We start from the raw sequence: 19,174 nt of genomic DNA on the forward strand, positions 1-19,174 counted from the left end.
CCATCTCCCAAGGAGATCTCCATGCCCGACACTGTCAGACCCTCGCTCGCTGGATTCTTTGCCGGCTCCAATCCGATGCCGCCGACACATCTCGGCACGCGTTATGACACTTCCGGCAATTTCCTGATCGAACCCGGCAATACCGTCGTCAGCCATCTGGTCAGCGGCTCACCATCGGAAGCCGTTGTGCTTGCTGTGCGCGATCGGATGATGGCGATGCCGGACGCCGACCGCCTCGCCTTCACGCCGGTTTCCAGCCTGCACATGACGCTGTTCCAGGGCATCATCGAATATCGCCGCCGCTTGCCCTTCTGGCCGCGCGACGTTCCGCTCGACACCGGCATCGACGCCATGACCCGCCTCTATCTGGAGCGCCTGAGAGGTTTCGAGGGCGCCGGCCCGTTCAATATCAAGGTGGTCGAGATCGTGCCGACCGGCCTCACCGTTGCCGGCGCGACCGACGAGGATGTGCGCATCATGCGTGCATGGCGCGATGCACTGGTTGTGCCGTTCGGCTACCGGCACCCCGACCATGACGGCTACGTCTTCCACGTCACCTTCGCCTATCAGATCCAGCGTCTCGCCGACGACAGGGCTGCTGCCTGGCAGGCGCTGTTCGATGAGAGCCTGGCGCTTTTCGGCCGGGAGGCCCCGGTGATCGAGATCAAGCCGCCCGCCTTCTGCGCATTCCGCGACATGAAGCATTTCGAGGAATTGCTGGTGCTCGGCTGATCGCCAGCAGGACGCGGCCGTCGTATCTGTGGAGCGTAACAAAACTGACATGCTGGCGACATGGCAGGTTCATGTGGCTGCGTTAGGCGAGTGCCTGACGATCAATATGGACCGGACTGGAACCAGCCCATGTCAGCAAGCTCTGCCACGCTCGAAATCCGCGGCGTCAGCCGACGATTTGGCAAGAACACCGCCGTCAGCGACGTCAACATCTCGATCCCGCAGGGGCAGATGGTTGGTGTCATTGGTCGTTCGGGCGCAGGCAAATCGACTCTTCTTCGCATGATCAACCGTCTCGTCGACCCCAGCCAGGGGTCGATTTTTTTTGACGGCGCCGAGGTTTCCCGGTTGCGCGGCTCGCCGCTGCGCCGCTGGCAGCGCGACTGCGCCATGATTTTCCAGCAGTTCAACCTGGTACCGCGCCTCGACGTGCTGACCAACGTGCTGCTCGGCAAATTGAACCACCGTTCGACCCTGTCCAACCTTCTCGGCATGTTTTCGCGCGCCGAGTGCGCGGAAGCGGTCGCCGCGCTCGAGCGGCTCGACATCGCCCGCACCGCACTTCAGCCCGCCGGCACCTTGTCGGGCGGACAGCAGCAGCGGGTCGCCATCGCCCGCGCCATGATGCAGCGGCCCAGGGTGATCCTGGCCGACGAGCCGATCGCCTCGCTCGACCCGCTCAACGCCAAGGTGGTGATGGATTCGCTGCAGGACATCAATCTGCGCGAAGGCATAACCGTCGTCACCAATCTTCATACGCTCGATACCGCCCGCACCTATTGCAACCGCATCATCGGCATGGCCGCCGGCAAGGTCGTCTTCGACGGGCCGCCCGAAGAGCTCAACCGCGAAGCTGTGCGTCTTGTGTACGGCGCCGACAGCACTGGCGGCGAGATATCGGAGGCCATCACCTCCACCAGCGTTGCCTACAAGCAGAAAATCGCCGCATCCGCCGGACCGCTCGAACCCGCATTCCCGGGGTACTGAGCCCGTTACGGGCCATAGCGAGCGCCTGGATCGTCCGCCCGCGTCAAGGGCACTTGTCAAGATCAAGAACGCTGCCGGCGCGGGGCCGGAACTTACAGGAGAGACATCAATGTTCAGGAAGATGGTTTTCGGTGCCGTTTCGGTGCTCGCCATGGCCACCAGCATGGCCCACGCCGCCGACATGAAGGAATTTCGCGTCGGCATTCTCGGCGGCGAAAACGAAACCGACCGGCTGCGCAACTACCAGTGCCTGGCCGATCACCTGAAGACCGAGTTCGGCTTCGAAAAGGTTTCGCTGTTCCCCGCCGCCGACTATGACGGCGTCATCCAGGGCCTGCTCGGCGGCACGCTCGACTTCGCCGAACTCGGCGCTTCCGGCTACGCCAGCGTCTATCTCAAGGACCCGAAGGCGGTCACCCCGATCCTCACCACCAAGCAGACCGACGGCGCCACCGGCTATTATTCGATCGGCCTGGCGCTGAAGACCTCGGGGATCACCGACATCAAGTCGGCCAAGGGCAAGAAGCTCGGCTATGCCGATCCGGATTCGACTTCCGGCTATTTGATCCCGCTGACCCAGATTCCGAAGGACACTGGCGCTTCGAACGAGACCTTCTTCGCTTCGACCCAGTTCAATGGCGGCCACGAAAACAACGTTCTGGCCGTGCGTGATGGCAAGGTCGACGTCGCGGTTGACGATTCCTCGGGCATCGGCGACTTCAAGAACGGCTACACCTCCGGCACTTTCCACAAGGAAGTCGCCAAGGGCGCCGTCGACCCCAACGACTTCGTCGAAGTCTGGCGCTCGGGCCTGATCCCGAACGGCCCGCTGGTCGTGCGCACCGCGCTCGGCGACGACATGACCGCCAAGCTGACCGCCTTCTTCACTGATCTGCCCAAGAAGGACAAGGCTTGCTTCGAAGGCGTCGAAGGCGGCGATTTTACCGGCTACGTTCCGGTGAAGCCCGACTTCTACAACGTCATCGTCGAAGCCCGTAAGGCAGCCATCGGCGGCTAACGGCGAAATCGGAAGGGGCGGTGTTCAAAACACCGCCCTTTTTGCATCTCCGATCATGACCCTTTCCGTGACAGCCCCCTCCGACGGCATTCACCAGACGGCCGATACCTGGCGACGCCAGACGTCGCTGCGCCGGTTCTATACCGTGCTCGGCGTCGGCCTCCTGCTTGCCGCGATGCTTTCCAGCATGTGGTTCGCCGACGAAGCCAATGCCGGGCATTTCTTCGACCGGCTGCCGCAGATACTGGATTTCCTGAGCTGGCTGGTCCCGAAAGACTGGAACGACGTCTGGCGAGCGCTGTTCGACATCGCCTCGCCGCATGATACCGGCACCCAGGAATTCAACTTCCCGCTTGGCCGCATCTATATCTGGGGCGGTTTCTACGTCCCCGAATATTTCGAACTGATGCTGACCACGGTGAACGTGGCGCTGGTTTCGACCTTCATCGGCTTCATCTTCGCGGTGCCTTTTTCCTTCATCGCGGCACGCAACCTGACGCCCCATCCGGCACTGAGGCTGGTGGTCAAGCGTTTCATGGAATTGCTGCGTGCCTTTCCGGAAATCGTCATCGCCGGCCTCTTCGCGGCAATCGTCTCGACCGGTCCGATCGCCGCCATAATCGCCATCGGCCTGCATTCGATCGGCGCACTCGGCAAGCTGTTCTACGAGATCAACGAGAACATCGACATGCGCGCCGAGGAAGGCCTGACGGCGGTCGGCGCCAACTGGTTCGAGCGGGTGCGCTTCGCCGACCTTCCGCAGGTGTTGCCCAATTTCGTGTCCTATACGCTGCTGCGGGTCGAGATCAACGTGCGGGCCTCGACCATCATCGGCGCCGTCGGCGGCGGCGGCATCGGCGAAGAGCTGAAGCTGTCCATCTCGCGCGGCTTCGGCGCCAAGACGCTGGCGCTGGTGTTGCTGCTGTTCACGACCATCTTCATCATCGATCAGTTTTCCGCCTGGCTTCGCCGCAAGCTGGTCGGCGAACAAGCCTTTATGATGGGGGCATAGATCATGGCAACCATGACCGCCGAGGAGATGCTGTCGATCGAGGCGCGCCACCCGCAGGTTTTCCGGCGCCCCGCATACAAGCGCTTCGGTCCGCTGCTCCTGTTCGTTGGCACTCTCCTCTATCTGGTCTATGCCTTGTGGTTCTTCAGCCTGCCGCAGGTATTGCGTGAATCGCATTGGGAGCGACTGCCACTCTTCCTGACGCAGTGGATCAGCTACGATCTGCAGCCGGAATTCCGTCTCGACCAGCCGGAGATCATGCCCAAATATCCGCGTTTCTCCGCACTGGGCGACAATCCCAATCCGGATTGGGTGATCAAGAATGCCGACGGGTCCTTCACCGTGCGGATCGACGGCCAGGCCAAATCCGTCACCTTCGACAAGACCTATGCGACGATTGTCGCCAATGGACAGACAGTGCCGGTGGCGCTGACCAGCGGCAAGCCGGTGGTCTCGGGTCCGGTGCCCGACTGGATGACGGTTCACGATGACGAGGTGGTCGCCAAGATGGGCTTTGTCGGCGAGGTGCGCGTCACCGTCGACCGGGTCAAGGTGCGCAAGCGCTTCCTCGGCTGGGCGAACTTCGTCTTCGACACACGCTCGCCCTTCTTCGGCAAATCAGCGGAGGAAGTGATCTCGCTGATCATATCGGGACCCGAGCTGAAACCTGGCACCTCGAACCTCGCGCTGGCCGGCGACAACATCTGGAACAACGCCCAATGGCAGCACGGCGACGTCTGGACGAAGCTCCTTCAGACCATCGCCATGGCTTTCCTCGGCACGCTGCTCGGCGGCTTCGTCGCCTTCCCGCTTGCCTTCTTCGCGGCGCGTAACATTACGCGAAGCGGCGTGCTCAGCCAGGGGCTCAAGCGCTTCTTCGACTTCATGCGCTCGGTCGACATGCTGATCTGGGCGCTGTTCTTCACCCGCGCCTTCGGCCCCGGCCCGCTGGCCGGCAGTGCCGCGATCTTCTTCACCGAGATCGGCACGCTCGGCAAAGTCTATTCGGAAGGTCTGGAGAACATCGACGACAAGCCACGTGAAGGGGTGCTTTCGACCGGCGCCAACGGCCTTTTGGTGCAGCGCTACGGCGTTATGCCCGAAGTGATCCCGATCTTCATCAGTCAGACCCTCTACCAGTGGGAATCCAACACCAGGGGCGCCACCATCATCGGCGCGGTCGGCGCCGGCGGCATTGGCCTGAAACTGTGGGAAGCGATGCGCACCAACTCCAACTGGGCCAACGTCTTCTACATGGTTCTGCTGATCCTGCTCGTCGTCTTCATCTTCGACAACATATCCAACTTCCTGCGCCGCAGGTTGAGCCGGACGATCCACGACTACAATAGGATCCAGGCCCAGCAGGGATAACGATCTCGCCTCAGGGCATGTTGAGATTCGGGTCAGGCCGAGTCGAAAATGCAGGGCTACGAGAACCGGAGCGGAGCGTACTTTTTGGGTACGTGAGCACCGGAAGCGCAGGAACCCTGCATTTGCAGACCGGCCTCACCCGAATATCGACGTGCCCTAAGCCTAAGCCGCCTTCTTCCACCCGTCCCTGATATGCTTGTATCCCTCGCGATAGACCGCTTCCGGCGTCTCGGAAAAATCGCGCCACACTTTCGTCGCCGCCGCCAGATCCTTCAGCGAGCGCCCGAACGCCTCGATGGTCAGCCAGTCGTCATAGCCGCTCTTGCGGATCGCCGCGAAAGTCTCTTTCCAGGGAATGTTGCCGCGCCCCGGCACGCCGCGATCGTTCTCCGATATGTGGATATGCACGACATTCCTGCGGTGCTTCGTATAAGCGCCGATCGGGTCGGCCTCCTCGATATTGGCGTGGAACGTGTCGTACATCGCCTTGATGTGCGGCCGGTCGATGACGTCGACATGCTCCGACAGGTCGGCCATGGTGTTGAGAAGATAGCATTCGAAGCGGTTCAGCGCCTCGAGCCCGATGGTGACGTTGCGCTTGCCGGCATGGTCACCAATGGCGCGCTGCGAGGCGACGGAGCGTTTTTTCTCGGCGGCTGTCGGCCCGGCTCCGGAAAAGGCGCCCAGCGTCGAATGCAGCGGTCCGCTCAGCGTGCGGGCGCCAAGCGCATCGGCGCAATCGATGGCCCATTTCATGTAATCCACACCAGCCTTGCGCGTTGCCGCATCGGCCGAGATCAGGTTCATCGCCGGATCGCCCATGGCTGAAACAGCGGTCCGCTCCAGCCCGATGCGGTCGAGCAATTCGCCCAGTTTCCGGTAGTCGTCCGGCATACCGACGAAGATCGGTATCTCGACACCGTCAAAGCCGGTGGCCTTGATGTCGCGAAGCAGCGGGTCGTGCTTCTTCGACACCTCCGTCGTCCACAAGAACATGCACATGCCGATTCTCATCGACGCCCTCCCCATTTTCAAGGCCGGCTGGTTGTTCCCGCCAGCTTCGCGCCAAGACCCCTCATCCGGCCGCTACGCGGCCACCTTCTCCCCGCGGGGAGAAGAGAAATTAGCGTCGGCACCGGCACCCTCCTCTCCCCTCGGGGAGAGGCCGGATTGCCCCGAATTGTCCTTCGCAATCGGTTGGCAATCTGGGTGAGGGGGAATTCCGCGCTTGCCAGGCACCCTTACAGCTTCGTCCACGCCCCGTTCTTCTTCGACGACTTCACACAGGCTTCGATGAAGGCCATGCCCTCGACGCCGTCCTGAATGGTCGGGAAGACGACATCCTTTGCCGGCTTGCCACCTTTGCGGCGCGCCGCGCGGATGGCGCGTGCGGCCTCCTGGTAGATGTTGGCGAAGCCTTCGAGATAGCCCTCGGGATGGCCTGAGGGAACGCGGCTGACACGGCCTGCCACCGGCAACGCGCCGGCGCCGTTGCGGGTGATCAGCTGTTTTGGCTGGCCGAACGGCGTATACCAGAGATAGTTCGGATCGGCCTGAACCCATTCCAGCCCGCCCTTCGAACCGTAGATGCGCAGCTTCAGGCCGTTCTCATGACCGGGCGCCACCTGGCTCGCCCAGATCATGCCCTTGGCCGGATGCGTTTTTCCCGCCGGTTTGAAACGCAGCATGACGTTGACATTGTCGTCGAGCAGCCTCCCCGGCACGAAGGCATCGAGATCGGCCGACAGCGAGTCGAGCTCAAGCCCGGAGACGAAGCGGGCGAGGTTGTAGGCATGCGTGCCGATGTCGCCGAGCGCGCCGCCGGCCCCCGCCTGCTTGGGATCGCCGCGCCACGACGCCTGCTTCTGGCCGGTGGCGGCGAGGTCCTCGGTCAGCCAGTCCTGCGGATATTCCGACTGCACGATGCGGATGTCGCCAAGCACGCCCTTGGCCACCATTTCGCGCGCCTGCCGCACCATCGGATAGGCGGTATAATTGTGGGTGAGCACGAACACCTTGCCCGTCTTCTCGACTATCGCCGCAAGCTTCTTGGCTTCGGCCAGCGTCGTTGCCAGCGGCTTGTCGCAGATCACGTGGATGCCCGCTTCGAGGAAAGCCTTGGCAGCCGGCACATGGACGTTGTTGGGAGTGACGATGGCCACCGCCTCGATGCCGTCCGGGCGCTTCGCCTCGGCCTTGGCCATTTCCGCGTAGGACGCATAGCTGCGCGAGGGATCGAGCCCGAGTTCGGCGGCCGAGGCCTTGGCGCGTGCCGGATCGGACGACAGGGCGCCCGCGACGAGCACGAAATCATTGTCCAGTCGCGCCGCGATACGGTGCACCGCGCCGATGAAGGCGCCTTGCCCGCCGCCGACCATCCCGTAGCGGATCGGGCCGCCTCCCGTTTCCGACTTCGATGCGCCAACCATATTTTTCTCCCTCGTATGAAATACCCTCCCCAAAGGGAGCGAAAGCCGTGTCAAATTCCCATCATGGCGCGCAGCAGCTTCTTGTCCGTGGTGCCCGCGGCGAAATCGTCGAATGCCTTCTCGGTCACCCGGATGATGTGGTGCTGGATGAAGGGGGCCCCTTCGGCCGCCCCGTCCTCAGGATGCTTCAGGCAGCATTCCCATTCCAGCACCGCCCAGGAATCGTAATTGTACTGCGTCAGCTTGGAGAAGATGCCGCCGAAATCCACTTGCCCATCACCGAGCGAACGAAAACGGCCGGCACGGTTCGTCCAGCTCTGGTAACCGGAGTACACGCCCTGCCGGCCCGTCGGGTTGAACTCGGCATCCTTGACGTGAAACGCCTTGATCCGCTCGTGATAGATGTCGATGAATTCGAGATAATCGAGCTGCTGCAGCAGGAAGTGCGAAGGGTCGTAATTGATGTTGCAGCGCTTGTGGCCGCCGACGGCGTCGAGGAACATTTCGAAGGTGGCCCCGTCGAACACGTCCTCCGAAGGATGGATTTCGTAGCCGACATCGACACCATTGTCCTCATAGGCGTCGAGGATCGGCTTCCAGCGCTTGCCGAGTTCGCCGAAGGCTTCCTCGATCAGACCGGCGGGCCGCTGCGGAAAAGGATAAAGGTAGGGGAAAGCCAACGAGCCGGTGAACGACACCGAGGCATTCAGCCCGAGATTGCGCGATGCCTTGGCACCGAACTTCATCTGTTCGACGGCCCATTCCTGCCGCGCCTTCGGATTGTTGTGCACCGATGGCGGCGCGAACCCATCCATCTGCGCGTCATAGGCCGGGTGCACCGCCACCAATTGCCCCTGCAGATGCGTTGACAGTTCGGTGATCTCGACCCCGGCGTCAGTGCAGATGCCCTTCACCTCATCGCAATAGGTCTTGGAAGACGCCGCCTTCTTGAGGTCGAACAGGCGCGCGTCCCAGGTCGGGATCTGCACGCCCTTGTAGCCGAGACCGGCGGCCCATTTGGTGATCGACGCCAGCGAATTGAACGGCGCGGCGTCGCCCGCGAACTGCGCCAGAAACAGTCCAGGGCCCTTCATTGTCGTCGGCATCGGCATCCTCCTCATTTTGTCGCGACCAAGCATAGCGCCGATTGGAAGCAGGGCCAGCCATTTTGGTCTTTTCGAACCAGGCGCCTTACAGGCACGGCCATTCTGGTATTACCAAATGGGGGATTTTGGTCAAGCCCGACAATGTCACGGCAAAGCCCTCCGCATATCCAAAATATCGGCACATAACGCAATACAATCAATGTTATAATTCACACAGGAAGTAGCGTCTCCACGCTTCTTGCCGTTCCAGGGAATTTGCTGTAGACCTCGCTTCAGGCCCAATTGGTCGAACCAGTTTGCGGGAAAAGGCTGGGGATGCCTTGGGGAGGAACCCTTGCGTCGTCTTCCGGCGATGCATGTCGCAGGCAAACCATACGGACGAATCTGGGAAGGACAGACCATGCATCTTTCGACGCACAACTGGATGCGCGCGGAACCCCTTGAGACGACGCTCAAGCGCATCAAGAAATTCGGCTATGAGTCGATCGAGATTTCCGGCGAGCCCGCGCAGTACAAGACCAAGGAGACGCGGGCGCTGCTGAAGGAGCATGGCATCCGCTGCTGGGGCGCGGTGACCCTGATGTTGGGCGAACGCAACCTCGCCGCCAGGAACCAGGGTCAGCGCGAGCGCTCCGTGCAATACGTCAAGGACGTGCTGACGATGGTCAGCGAACTCGACGGCGAGATCATCACGCTGGTTCCGGCAACCGTCGGCAAGGTGGTGCCGGACGGCACCGAGGAAGAGGAGTGGAAGTGGGTCGTCGACGCGACCCGCGAATGCTTCACCCACGCCAAGAAGGTCGGCGTCAAGATTGCCGTCGAACCGCTGAACCGCTTCGAGACCTATCTGTTCAACCGCGGCGCACAGGCACTGGCGCTGGCAGATGCGGTGAGCCCCGAATGCGGCGTCTGCCTCGACGCCTACCACCTCCACATGGAGGAATTTAACGTCCATGACGCCATCCGGCAGGTCGGAAAGCGCCTGTTCGACTTCCATGTCGCCGACAACAACCGCTTCGCCGCCGGCCTCGGCCAGATCGACTGGCCCAGGATCGTCGCGACCTTGAAGGAAGTCGGCTATGACGGCGCGCTGACCAACGAGTTCGTCGCCCCGGTCGACCGCACGCCGGCGGCACCCTATCCCGACATGGTTGAGCGCCACCCGGTCGATATCTCGCCCGAGCAGCTGAAGTTCATCCAGGATCACGGCTCCAGCGTACTCACCGAGAAATTCTACACCGACCAGATGCGCATCACCGCCGAAACGCTGTTGCCGCTGATCAAGTAGTCGACCGCCTCTGGGAATTTGCCCTTCCGCCCTGGCCGGCGGCGGGGCTGGGGAAAAATATGCGCATCAAGACAGTCCAGGCCTGGTGGGTCCGCGTCCCGATCGAAGCCGCGAAGCAGCATCGCAGCGACTTCGGCCAGGTGACGACCTTCGACGCGGCCATCCTGCGCATCGAAACCGATGACGGGCTGGTCGGCTGGGGCGAAGGCAAGAATGCGGCCGGCAGTGCCGGCAGCTATGGCGCCCTCGTCCATATGCTGAACCAAGAAGTCGGGCCGCAATTGATCGGCCGCGATCCGGCCGATATCGGCGTCATCTGGGAAATGCTCTACAACGGCGTGCGCCACCAGAGTGCCGCCCATGCAGGCCACGCCATGCCGCAGCTGGCGCGGCGCGGCATGAGCGTCGCCGCCATCAGCGCCGTCGACATCGCGCTCTGGGACATCCTGGGCAAGTCGCTGGGCCAGCCGGTCTGGCGGCTTCTCGGTGGCCGTAAGGTCGATCGCATGCAGGCCTATGCCTCCGGTGGCTGGGCGTCGGCCGATGCCATCGGCGAGCAATTGAAATCTTATATCGCCAGGGGCGGCTTCAAGGCGCTGAAGATGCGGGTGGGCGCCATGGATGGCGCCGCGCATATTTCCGCGGCTCGCGTGCGCGCGGCACGCCAGGCGCTCGGCCCCGATGTCGATCTGATGGTCGATGCCCACGGAACCTATACCGTGGCGGAAGCCAAGCGCTTCATCCACCTCGTCGGCGATCTCGACCTCGCCTGGTTCGAGGAGCCCGTGATCGCCGACGACAAGCCGGGCATGGCCGAAGTGCGCGCCGCCGGCGCCGTTCCGATCGCCACCGGCGAAAGCGAGGCGACGCGCTATGCCTTTCGCGACCTCGCCGTGCTCAAGGCCGCCGACATCTTCCAGCCGGATCCGGCCTTTTGCGGCGGCATCAGCGAGGCAATGAAGATCGGCACCATCGCCAGCGCCTTCAATTTGCGCTTTGCGCCGCATCTATGGGCCGGCGCGCCCTGCTTCTTCGCCGGGCTGCATGTCTGTGCCGCATCGCCTTCGAGTTTCACGGTCGAATATTCGCTCGGCGCCAACCCGATGATCCACGATCTGGTCGATGAGACTGTCGAAGCGAAGGACGGTATGATAGCGATCCCGGAAAAGGCCGGATTGGGATTCACCATTTCGGAGCGATTCCTGGAGGCGCACGCGCAACGCAATTGACGATGAAAGAAAACAACCTTCTCGCGGAACTCGCCGCCTATCTGTTCTCCCACTCGGACAAGGAGAGCGGCCGCACGCCTTCCGAACGCGAGTTGGCTGAGCATTTTGGCGTCAGCCGCGGGCAGATCCGCGAAGCGCTTGCCATCCTCGAAGCCATGCGCATCGTCGAGCGCCGCGCCAAATCAGGCATCTACATCGACACCAAACAGGCGAGCGTGGAGGCGCTGGCGCTGTTCGCACGCGCCGGCCTGCCGCTCGATCCCATGCAGATTTATGAAACGGTCGAGTTGCGCAAGATCCATGAGATCAAGGCCGCGGAGCTTGCCTGCTCGCGCGCCACCGAGGAAAATTTCGAACGGCTGCGCGAAATCCTGAAGGCCTCCGAGGAGCGCATCGCCGCTGGCGAAGGCTTGGCCAAGGAGGACCGCGAATTCCACCTCGAAATCGTGCGCGCCACCAAGAACAGCGTCTTCCACAACATCTGCAGCGTCTACTATCTGATGGGCGAGCAGCGCCTGCCAATCTACTTCAACGATCCCGAACGCAGCGTGCGCTCGCATGCCGAGCACGTGCAGATCTACGAGGCGCTGCTGCGCCGCGACGGCAATCTCGCCCAGGCGCTGATGAGCGCCCATCTGCAAGGCGCCGAAAGCTACTGGAAGGGCCTGATCGAGGGCGGCATGGCGGCTTCGCCGGCAGGCGCGGCGCTCGAAAAGGCCTGACCGTGACCCAGACCGTGCCAAAGATCCTGTCGACCCATCCGCTGCACCCGCGCGCCTCGGCCAAGCTCGCCGGCGCCGGTCAGCTGGTGATCGCTTCGGCGCTGGACGCCGGCACCTTGGCCAGGGAGGCCAAGGATGCCGACATCGTCATCGTGCGGGCGCCGCTGCCGCCGGCGCTGTTCGAGGGCGCCTGGAAGCTGAGGGCCGCAATTCGCCATGGCGCGGGGCTCGACATGATCCCGATGGAAGCAGCCGCGGCAGCCGGCGTGCTGGTGGCTAACGTGCCGGCGGTCAATGCCCGCTCGGTCGCCGAACATGTCATGTTCACCGCGCTTGCGCTGCTGCGGCAATTCCGCAGGGTCGACCGCGACCTGCGCGCCAAGGGCTGGCTTGCCGGCCGCGAGCATGCCAACTCCAACATCGAACTCGCCGGCAAGACCATCGGCATCGTCGGCCTCGGCGCAGTCGGGCAAGCCGTCGGGCATATCGCCGCGCACGGCTTCGACCTCAAGGTTGTGGCAACGACGCGCAGCATGCAGCCGGCGCCGGAAAAAGTCGGCTTCCTGTCGATCGACGCGCTGGTCGAGCAGAGCGACATCATCGTGCTCTGCTGCCCGCTGACGCCGGAGACGCGCGGCCTGATCAGCCGCGAGCGCATCGCCCGCATGAAACCCAACGCACTGCTGATCAACGTGTCGCGTGGGCCGGTCGTCGACGACGACGCGCTGATCGAGGCCTTGCGGCAGCGCCGCATTGGCGGCGCCGCGCTCGACGTTTTCTCGACACAGCCGCTACCGGCAAATCATCCCTATTTCGGCTTCGACAATGTCATCATCACCCCGCATATGGCAGGGATTACCGAGGAATCGATGATGCGCATGGGCGTCGGCGCGGCCGGCGAGACCCTGCTGGTGCTGGCCGGCAAGCTGCCTGTCAATCTGCGCAATCCCGAAGTGGTCGATCATTACCGGCGGCGGTTTCCGGCCGACACGTGAAATACACCGCGGTTTCGCTTCAATTGTTGGTGACGCTGAAAGTCATGTTGTATCGTCGCTTGGCATCCTTGGTTCTCGCCGCGTGTTCGACCGCGGCCTTGCCTGCACTCGCTGCGGCAGAGGGCAGCGACTATGTCTACTGCAGCAATGGAATCGTCTGCTTCAGAGACCCTTGTCCCTCGGGTAACGCGCTGGATCTGGCCACCGGCAAGGTCATCAAAGGCGTGGCGCTCAACACCACCGAATTGGCGCTGCAAGACAGGGCCGCACCCGACACTTCCGACAAGCTCCACGCGGGACAGCTCGTCGTCAGAGGATCGATCCAGCATCGCGGTGAGCCGAACGAGCCGCCCATGCTGGTCGTTACGCGTATCGAACGCGCCTCTGGCAAAGCCGAGCGCAGGCGCTGCGCGGCGCACTGATTGCCGTGGGCACGCTGCTCGTCACAGCAGCCTCTCCACTTCAGCCGCTATCCGCAGCAGACGATGGTCGTGGCCGTTGCGCGCGACCAGCATCAGGCCAGCCGGCAGCGCCGTGCCCGGCATTGGCAGCGAAATCGCGCAGAGGTCGAACTGGTTGGCGACCTGCGTGTTGCGCAGCAGCAGTCCTTCGGTGCGGTCGCGCAGCTCGGCGTCCTCGGCCATGGAGGCGATGGTCGGGGCGGTCACCGGTGTGGCCGGCAGAGCCAGGAGATCGACCGACGCCAGCCGCTCGTCCATGGCAGCGACCAGTGCGGCGCGCCGGCGCAGCGCCCTGATATAGACGGGCGCCGGCAGCAGCGCCGCCCGCGACAAGGGTCCACTCACATGCGGGTCGACCGGCGCCGGCGCGCCTGCCGCCAGCCAGTCGGCATGCACCTCGGCGCCTTCCATGGCGGCGATCGAACCGCGCTTGGTGGCCGCACGAAACTCCGCGAGCATGTCGTCGATCGACAGATCCGCAATGTGCGCGCCGGCCTGTTCGATCCTGCCAAGACAATGCTCGAAGGCCGCGGCAACCCCGCCTTCTATGTCGCCGAAAAGAACGCCGCGCGGAATGCCAATGCGAAGCCCGGCGAGTGGAATGGCGGCCAATTCGTTCGGCGCCTCGCCGGCCATCACCGCGTCGGCGGCTGCGCATTGCGAGACGGTTCGGGCGAGCGGCCCGATAGAGTCCAACGTGCCCGAAAGCGGAAAGGCGCCGGTCAGCGGCACGCGCCGTGCTGTCGGCTTGAAGCCGACGACACCATTGAGCGCCGCCGGGATGCGGATCGAACCACCGGTGTCGGACCCGATCGAGATGTCGCTCGTCCCCTCGCCGACAGACACGCCGGCGCCCGAGGACGAACCGCCTGGAATGCGCCCTGGGTCGACGGGATTGCCGGGCGTTCCGTAATGCATGTTGTCGCCGATCGCGGTGAAGGCGAATTCGGTCATGTTGGTCTTGCCGATGATGACCGCACCGGCTTGCCGAAGCCGGCCGACGATGGCCGCATCGCGCTGAGCCGGCGCGGCGGTCTTGCGCATCAGCGAGCCCGCCGTGGTCGCTTCGCCGGCGACATCAAACAGATCCTTGATCGAGACAATGGTGCCGTCGAGCGGCCCAAGCGTCACGCCGGCTCGTTTGCGGGCATCGCTGGCGTCAGCCGCGGCCCGTGCGGCTTCGGCATAAAGCTTCGTGTAGACCTTCTCGTCGGCTGCACGACTGGCAAGACGTGACAGGATGTTTTCGAGACGGTCGCGGATTGATTGCATGTCGATGTCGGACTCCGCCAGGATAGAACGTCCTTCGGGCAAGCAGCCGCCAGGCCTGCCGAAGGAATAACCCGACCAGCGTGCCTTTGCACCGGCCAGCGACAGGAAGATACTGATGCTGTACAAGGGCAGCTGCCATTGCGGCAAGGTTGCGTTCGAAATCGAGGGCGAGCTCGAGGGCGTCGTTCGCTGCAATTGCTCGATCTGCGCCCGCAAGGGTGCGCTGCTGTGGGCCGTGCCACATGACAAGCTCACACTCGTCGCCTGGGGCGATGACCTTGGCCGCTACACATTCGGCGAAGCGAAAATAGCACACCGCTTCTGCCGAACCTGCGGCATCCATCCCTTTGCCGAAGACATCAGCGAAAGCGGCGAACGCAGCGCCTACGTCAACATCAACTGCTTGACCGGTCTCGACCCGTCCACCTTGTCGATCTTCGACTTCGATGGGCGCTCGGCGTGAAGCAGTTCTGCTCTACCGGTAGCCCGTTGCATCGGCTGGTTTGCCGGCATCCTGAACCTCCGGAACATAGCGCCAGGCATCGGGTCGCGAGCCGTCCAAATCGGTGAAACCATAGACCTGCGCCAGCCCGCCGCTGGACAGCGACTGGCCGTTCCAGCGCGAGCGATCCGGATCCGTGGCCAAAGCGGTAACGGCGCGGCCGACGAAGCGCGGCGTTTCGGAGATGACGAAATGGGGCACTTTCGCCGTGGCGTCGCGCCAGTTTTCTTCGGCGACGCCATAAATCTCCAGCATCATTTCCGAGCGCATCCAGCCCGGCGTCAGCGACACCGACGTGGCGCCGTGTTTCACCAGGTCCTTGGCGTGGGCCCAGGCCAAGCGGTTCACCGCCACCTTGGCAAGGTCGTAGAAAGGCGACAGGCGATAATGCCGGGCATTGTATTCGGCGGTGCCGTCGGTGATCTCGACAAGCAGCCCGCCCGACCGCTCGATCATCAACGGCAAGGCATGGTGCGCGGTGATCAGATGCGTGTCGATGGCCAGGCGCAGCATGCGCAGGCCGTTCTCCAGATTATGCTCCCAGACCGGCTTGTCCCATTCGAACAGCTTTTCGCCGCCCCAGATATCGTTGACCAGTATGTCGAGGCGACCCTGCTCGTCACGGATGCGCTCGACCAACCTGCGTACTTCATCGGCGATGAGATGATCGACCTTCACGGCGATGCCCGTGCCGCCGTTCACGGTGACCAGTTCAGCCGTCTCCTCGATGGTCTCTGGCCGGGCATACTCGGATCGCTGGCCGCGCGTGCTCCGCCCCGTGACATAGACGGTGGCGCCGGCGGCGCCGAGTTCGACCGCTATGCCGCGCCCGGCGCCCCGTGTGCCGCCGGCAACCAGGGCAACTTTCCCTTGCAACGTCATTGAACTCTCCCAAAACAGCACCATCGATCAAATCCGAGCTGGCAAACGCCGCTCACAACATATATAAATGATCATTCGGTTATATTGGAATGTCAAGATGACCCGTCCCAAAACCCGGTCCGACGAACAGGTGCTGGAAGCAGCCTTGCGATTGATGCACGAGCACGGGCCGGAGGCGCTTACCTTCGAGCGTCTGGCAAAAGCCTGCGGCCTGTCCGGCGCAACCCTGGTGCAGCGCTTCAAGAACAAGGCGCGGTTGAAGCAGCGCACCTTGCTGCATGCCTGGGATGATCTCGACGACAAGACCAGAACGCTGGCCACCGGCGTTGCTAGAACCCCGGCCGGTGCCATCGAATTGCTGGTGGCGCTGTCGCAGGGCTATGGCGGCATCGAGTCCTATGCCGAGGGCCTGCTCGTCTTGCGCGAGGATCTGCGCGATCCTGTGCTCAGGGCGCGCGGCGCTACCTGGAAGGCATTCCTGTGCGCTGCTCTTGCGGCCTGCTTCGCTGAAATCGACGACCCGCCACCAGACGTCGGCCTGCTGATGGCGTCGCATTGGCAAGGGGCGTTGCTATGGTGGAGCTTTGATCCGACCATCGAAGTGGCCGTCTATGTCGAGGACAGTCTCAACCGCTTCGTCGCCGCCATCACAACGGCAACGGCCCGAAAACCGTAGTGGTTCTCGGGCCGTTGCCAATGGTGGCTGTTGGGAGAGACTATTCGGCCTGCCTCGGGCCGCGCAGGAACACCACGATGGCAGCCAGCAGCGTTGCGATGCCGCAATAGGCAAAGGCGCTGGCGACGCCGGCATTGTCGACCAGCAGACCGCCAAAGACGGCGCCGATCGCAATCGCCACCTGGAAGGTCGCAACCATCAGGCCGCCGGCGCTTTCTGCCTGGTCGGGTGCTGCCCGTACCAGCCAGCTCTGCAGCCCGACCGGCACCGCGCCGAAGGCAAAACCCCAGGCCGCGACGGCAGTGGCGGCGATCATGGGCGAAGCGCCAAGGATCAGCATCGAGGCGGCCGCCAATGCAATCAGCAGAGGCGCGAGCGCGACGGCGGCCTTGAGGTTGCGTTCGGCGAGGATGCCGCCGGCGATGTTGCCGAAGAAACCGCCTATGCCGTAGGCCAGCAGCACCAGCGAGATCGTCTCGATGTTGAGCACCGGCACCTTCTCGAGGAAGGGACGGACATAGGTGAAACCGGCAAAGTGCCCGGACGCGACCAGCATCACGACCAGCAGGGCAACCCTGATCGACGGCCGCTCCAGCACTTCGAGCAAGGTGCGGAAGCTCGCGACGCCCACCGGCGGCAGTTTCGGAATGGTCGCCAGTTGCACCAGCAGTGCCAGCGCCCCGACGATGGTCGCGATCATGAATGCCGTGCGCCATCCCCAGATGTCGCCGACATAGGCGCCGACCGGAGCCGCGGTGACGGTGGCAAGCGACACGCCGGTCAGGATGATCGACATCGCCCGCGGCATCAGCCGCATCGGCACCAGCCGCAACGCCATGGCCGCCGACATCGCCCAGAAGCCGCCAAGGGCCACGCCGAGCACGACGCGGGCCAGCAGAAGCATGGGCAGCGACGACGCAAAGGTGGCGAGAAGGTTGGACAGGATGAGGAACGCCGTCAGCATCCACATCACCAGCCTGCGGTCCATGCGCCTTGTGACGATGGCCATGGTGGGAGCGGCGATGGCGCCGACGATCGCGGTCGCCGTCACCGCTTGCCCTGCAACGCCTTCGCTTACGCCGAGATCACGCGCCATTGGCGTCAGCAGACTGGCGGGCAGGAATTCGGCGGTGACCAGACCGAAAACGCCAAGGGCGAGCGAGACCACGGCACCCCACGCCGGTTCGGTTCGTTCATCGGATTCGGCGGGGTCGAGAAGTGCGGCATCAACGGCGCCTGTCGCGGGTTCGGCCATGGTCAGTCTCCGATCTGTTTGCGGCGCCACATAGAAAACAACCGGCTCGGGCTCCACCCGTTACATGCTTGCCGTCATGGCTTGGCTATGCGGCCGGTCTTCGATTTGTTTGCAGCGCAGCATTTGGCTGCAATGCAACATGGGAGTGACGAGTTGGAGTTTCCATGCTAGAAACGCCGGAATGAATTACAATTCGTCCAAGATGGCGCTGCCGACTTCTGGTGATCCCCTGACCGACATGCTGCGCGGATTACGGCTCGACGGCGTCGACTATGGCCGCTGCGTGTTGGGCGAGCCCTGGGCCGTTTCCTTTCCCGCACAGAAGGCGGCTCGGTTTCATTTCATCGGCCAGCAGGGCTGCTGGCTGTTCTCACCGGCCAAGGAGTGGATCGAACTATCCGTGGGCGACGCGCTTTTGATCCCGCGCGGCGACGCGCATGTCCTGGCCAGCGCGCCCGGCGTGCCCCCGGTGCCGATCGGCCGCTACACGATCGAACCGGTGTGCGAAAACATCTACGACGTCTCCAACGAGTGTGGCGGCCCCAAGACCTTGCTGTTTTGCGGCAGCATGCATTTCAATCTCGACGGCTCGCACCCGCTGCTCGACATGATGCCCAACCTGATGCAGGCGCATAAGCTGATGGCGAACGCACCGGGCATTCAGCATCTGCTCGACGCGATGGCCGGCGAAGTGACGATGGACCGGGTCGGCTCCGGCGGAATCCTTGCCCGCCTTGCCGATGTGCTCGCCGCCACGATCATCCGCTCCTGGGTCGAGAACGGCTGTGGCGATGCCACCGGCTGGATCGCGGCCGTCCGCAATCCCGACATCGGCAAGGTGCTGGCGACCATCCACCTGCAGCCGGATCGCGATTGGAGCGTCGAGGCGCTGGCGCGGATGATGGGAGCCTCGCGCTCCGCCTTTGCCCAGCGCTTCGCCACGGTGGTCGGAGAGACGCCGGCCAAATATGTGCTGCGCGTGCGCATGCACCAGGCCAGGCAATGGTTGGCCCGGGATGGCATGAGGGTGTCGGTTGCGGCGGCGAGACTGGGCTATGATTCGGAAGCATCCTTCAGCCGCGCCTTCAAGCGGGTGATGGGCGTGGCGCCGAGCCATCTGCGCCACATTGGTGCCGGCGAAGAGCCGTCCTGACGTCAGGCAGCCAAATCACGCCAATCCCTCCCGGCTGGAGGAATTGCCAGGTCTTTTGGACGCGGCGTCATTGCCGGCCGGCTT

19 protein-coding genes are annotated in these 19,174 nt (G+C 63.4%); 13 read left to right on the top strand and 6 right to left on the bottom strand.

Annotated features, from left to right (window positions below):
* The first annotated feature begins 21 nt into the window (after positions 1-21).
* The 5 genes from EN851_RS13310 (at position 22) to phnE (EN851_RS13330) (ending at position 5,120) form a co-directional block, all read left to right on the top strand.
* Positions 22-732, top strand: a complete 711-nt coding sequence (locus tag EN851_RS13310; RefSeq protein WP_135929391.1) for a DUF1868 domain-containing protein — start codon at positions 22-24, stop codon at positions 730-732.
* 129 nt (positions 733-861) lie between these two features.
* Entirely contained in the window at positions 862-1,719 is an 858-nt protein-coding gene (gene phnC / locus EN851_RS13315) for a phosphonate ABC transporter ATP-binding protein (protein ID WP_135929392.1), read from the top strand.
* A 109-nt stretch (positions 1,720-1,828) separates the two neighbouring features.
* Entirely contained in the window at positions 1,829-2,737 is a 909-nt protein-coding gene (phnD, locus tag EN851_RS13320) for a phosphonate ABC transporter substrate-binding protein (RefSeq protein ID WP_135865823.1), read from the top strand.
* Between the two features lie 55 nt (positions 2,738-2,792).
* Positions 2,793-3,749 carry a phosphonate ABC transporter, permease protein PhnE gene (phnE, locus tag EN851_RS13325; protein ID WP_135929393.1) on the top strand — a complete coding sequence of 319 codons (957 nt, stop codon included), beginning with the start codon at positions 2,793-2,795 and terminating at the stop codon, positions 3,747-3,749.
* A 3-nt stretch (positions 3,750-3,752) separates the two neighbouring features.
* On the top strand, positions 3,753-5,120 hold the full coding sequence (gene phnE / locus EN851_RS13330; protein ID WP_135929394.1) for a phosphonate ABC transporter, permease protein PhnE: 1,368 nt from the start codon (positions 3,753-3,755) through the stop codon (positions 5,118-5,120).
* A gap of 162 nt (positions 5,121-5,282) precedes the next feature.
* On the opposite strand, the gene EN851_RS13335 is transcribed toward phnE (EN851_RS13330), so the two are convergent.
* From EN851_RS13335 to EN851_RS13345, 3 genes are all read right to left on the bottom strand, one after another.
* On the bottom strand, positions 5,283-6,134 hold the full coding sequence (locus tag EN851_RS13335; RefSeq protein WP_135929395.1) for a sugar phosphate isomerase/epimerase: 852 nt from the start codon (positions 6,132-6,134) through the stop codon (positions 5,283-5,285).
* 227 nt (positions 6,135-6,361) lie between these two features.
* Positions 6,362-7,549, bottom strand: coding sequence for a Gfo/Idh/MocA family oxidoreductase (locus EN851_RS13340; RefSeq protein ID WP_135929396.1), 1,188 nt, complete (start codon positions 7,547-7,549; stop codon positions 6,362-6,364).
* Between the two features lie 50 nt (positions 7,550-7,599).
* Positions 7,600-8,655 (bottom strand): sugar phosphate isomerase/epimerase, encoded by a 1,056-nt coding sequence (locus EN851_RS13345; RefSeq protein ID WP_135929397.1) that lies wholly within the window; start codon positions 8,653-8,655, stop codon positions 7,600-7,602.
* A 400-nt stretch (positions 8,656-9,055) separates the two neighbouring features.
* Between EN851_RS13345 and EN851_RS13350 the strand changes: the two genes are divergently transcribed.
* The 5 genes from EN851_RS13350 to EN851_RS13370 are packed head-to-tail and all read left to right on the top strand — an operon-like array spanning position 9,056 to position 13,311.
* Positions 9,056-9,943: a sugar phosphate isomerase/epimerase gene (locus tag EN851_RS13350; RefSeq protein ID WP_127277895.1), complete on the top strand. Its 888-nt coding sequence runs from the start codon at positions 9,056-9,058 to the stop codon at positions 9,941-9,943.
* Between the two features lie 59 nt (positions 9,944-10,002).
* The gene (locus tag EN851_RS13355) at positions 10,003-11,172 is read left to right on the top strand and encodes a mandelate racemase/muconate lactonizing enzyme family protein (RefSeq protein WP_127872324.1); all 1,170 of its coding nucleotides are present in this window, start codon (positions 10,003-10,005) and stop codon (positions 11,170-11,172) included.
* A 2-nt stretch (positions 11,173-11,174) separates the two neighbouring features.
* Positions 11,175-11,894 carry a FadR/GntR family transcriptional regulator gene (locus EN851_RS13360; RefSeq protein WP_127872323.1) on the top strand — a complete coding sequence of 240 codons (720 nt, stop codon included), beginning with the start codon at positions 11,175-11,177 and terminating at the stop codon, positions 11,892-11,894.
* Positions 11,895-11,908: 14 nt separating this feature from the next.
* Positions 11,909-12,889: a hydroxyacid dehydrogenase gene (locus EN851_RS13365; RefSeq protein WP_127872362.1), complete on the top strand. Its 981-nt coding sequence runs from the start codon at positions 11,909-11,911 to the stop codon at positions 12,887-12,889.
* Positions 12,886-13,311 (top strand): hypothetical protein, encoded by a 426-nt coding sequence (locus tag EN851_RS13370; RefSeq protein WP_245512088.1) that lies wholly within the window; start codon positions 12,886-12,888, stop codon positions 13,309-13,311. Before EN851_RS13365 ends, EN851_RS13370 begins: the two co-directional genes overlap by 4 nt.
* 21 nt (positions 13,312-13,332) lie before the next feature.
* Here the strand turns inward: EN851_RS13370 and EN851_RS13375 are convergent, their stop codons facing one another.
* The gene (locus EN851_RS13375) at positions 13,333-14,622 is read right to left on the bottom strand and encodes an amidase (RefSeq protein WP_135929605.1); all 1,290 of its coding nucleotides are present in this window, start codon (positions 14,620-14,622) and stop codon (positions 13,333-13,335) included.
* A 115-nt stretch (positions 14,623-14,737) separates the two neighbouring features.
* Between EN851_RS13375 and EN851_RS13380 the strand changes: the two genes are divergently transcribed.
* Positions 14,738-15,085, top strand: coding sequence for a GFA family protein (locus tag EN851_RS13380; RefSeq protein ID WP_127279578.1), 348 nt, complete (start codon positions 14,738-14,740; stop codon positions 15,083-15,085).
* 12 nt (positions 15,086-15,097) lie between these two features.
* Here the strand turns inward: EN851_RS13380 and EN851_RS13385 are convergent, their stop codons facing one another.
* A complete protein-coding gene (locus tag EN851_RS13385) occupies positions 15,098-16,006 on the bottom strand; it encodes an SDR family oxidoreductase (RefSeq protein WP_135929398.1) in 909 nt (302 codons plus the stop codon).
* Positions 16,007-16,103: 97 nt separating this feature from the next.
* On the opposite strand from EN851_RS13385, the gene EN851_RS13390 reads away from it, so the two are divergent.
* Positions 16,104-16,682, top strand: coding sequence for a TetR/AcrR family transcriptional regulator (locus EN851_RS13390; protein WP_245511773.1), 579 nt, complete (start codon positions 16,104-16,106; stop codon positions 16,680-16,682).
* Between the two features lie 40 nt (positions 16,683-16,722).
* On the opposite strand, the gene EN851_RS13395 is transcribed toward EN851_RS13390, so the two are convergent.
* Positions 16,723-17,937, bottom strand: a complete 1,215-nt coding sequence (locus EN851_RS13395; RefSeq protein ID WP_135929399.1) for an MFS transporter — start codon at positions 17,935-17,937, stop codon at positions 16,723-16,725.
* A gap of 181 nt (positions 17,938-18,118) precedes the next feature.
* Here EN851_RS13395 and EN851_RS13400 point away from each other — a divergent pair, with 181 nt between their 5' ends.
* Positions 18,119-19,090: an AraC family transcriptional regulator gene (locus tag EN851_RS13400; protein WP_135929400.1), complete on the top strand. Its 972-nt coding sequence runs from the start codon at positions 18,119-18,121 to the stop codon at positions 19,088-19,090.
* Positions 19,091-19,174: the final 84 nt, after the last annotated feature.

Source organism: Mesorhizobium sp. M8A.F.Ca.ET.208.01.1.1 (genome assembly GCF_004791315.1).
Lineage (GTDB): Bacteria > Pseudomonadota > Alphaproteobacteria > Rhizobiales > Rhizobiaceae > Mesorhizobium.

Excerpts from the sequence above, each read along its gene's own strand:
- EN851_RS13355 (WP_127872324.1), top strand. The coding sequence starts at position 10,003 with ATGCGCATCAAGACAGTCCAGGCCTGGTGGGTCCGCGTCCCGATCGAA.
- EN851_RS13400 (WP_135929400.1), top strand. The coding sequence starts at position 18,119 with ATGAATTACAATTCGTCCAAGATGGCGCTGCCGACTTCTGGTGATCCC.
- EN851_RS13360 (WP_127872323.1), top strand. The coding sequence starts at position 11,175 with ATGAAAGAAAACAACCTTCTCGCGGAACTCGCCGCCTATCTGTTCTCC.
- EN851_RS13310 (WP_135929391.1), top strand. The coding sequence starts at position 22 with ATGCCCGACACTGTCAGACCCTCGCTCGCTGGATTCTTTGCCGGCTCC.
- EN851_RS13390 (WP_245511773.1), top strand. The coding sequence starts at position 16,104 with ATGACCCGTCCCAAAACCCGGTCCGACGAACAGGTGCTGGAAGCAGCC.
- EN851_RS13340 (WP_135929396.1), bottom strand. The coding sequence starts at position 7,549 with ATGGTTGGCGCATCGAAGTCGGAAACGGGAGGCGGCCCGATCCGCTAC.
- EN851_RS13335 (WP_135929395.1), bottom strand. The coding sequence starts at position 6,134 with ATGAGAATCGGCATGTGCATGTTCTTGTGGACGACGGAGGTGTCGAAG.
- phnC (WP_135929392.1), top strand. The coding sequence starts at position 862 with ATGTCAGCAAGCTCTGCCACGCTCGAAATCCGCGGCGTCAGCCGACGA.
- phnE (WP_135929394.1), top strand. The coding sequence starts at position 3,753 with ATGGCAACCATGACCGCCGAGGAGATGCTGTCGATCGAGGCGCGCCAC.
- phnD (WP_135865823.1), top strand. The coding sequence starts at position 1,829 with ATGTTCAGGAAGATGGTTTTCGGTGCCGTTTCGGTGCTCGCCATGGCC.
- EN851_RS13345 (WP_135929397.1), bottom strand. The coding sequence starts at position 8,655 with ATGCCGACGACAATGAAGGGCCCTGGACTGTTTCTGGCGCAGTTCGCG.
- phnE (WP_135929393.1), top strand. The coding sequence starts at position 2,793 with ATGACCCTTTCCGTGACAGCCCCCTCCGACGGCATTCACCAGACGGCC.
- EN851_RS13385 (WP_135929398.1), bottom strand. The coding sequence starts at position 16,006 with ATGACGTTGCAAGGGAAAGTTGCCCTGGTTGCCGGCGGCACACGGGGC.
- EN851_RS13395 (WP_135929399.1), bottom strand. The coding sequence starts at position 17,937 with ATGGCCGAACCCGCGACAGGCGCCGTTGATGCCGCACTTCTCGACCCC.
- EN851_RS13350 (WP_127277895.1), top strand. The coding sequence starts at position 9,056 with ATGCATCTTTCGACGCACAACTGGATGCGCGCGGAACCCCTTGAGACG.
- EN851_RS13380 (WP_127279578.1), top strand. The coding sequence starts at position 14,738 with ATGCTGTACAAGGGCAGCTGCCATTGCGGCAAGGTTGCGTTCGAAATC.
- EN851_RS13375 (WP_135929605.1), bottom strand. The coding sequence starts at position 14,622 with ATGCAATCAATCCGCGACCGTCTCGAAAACATCCTGTCACGTCTTGCC.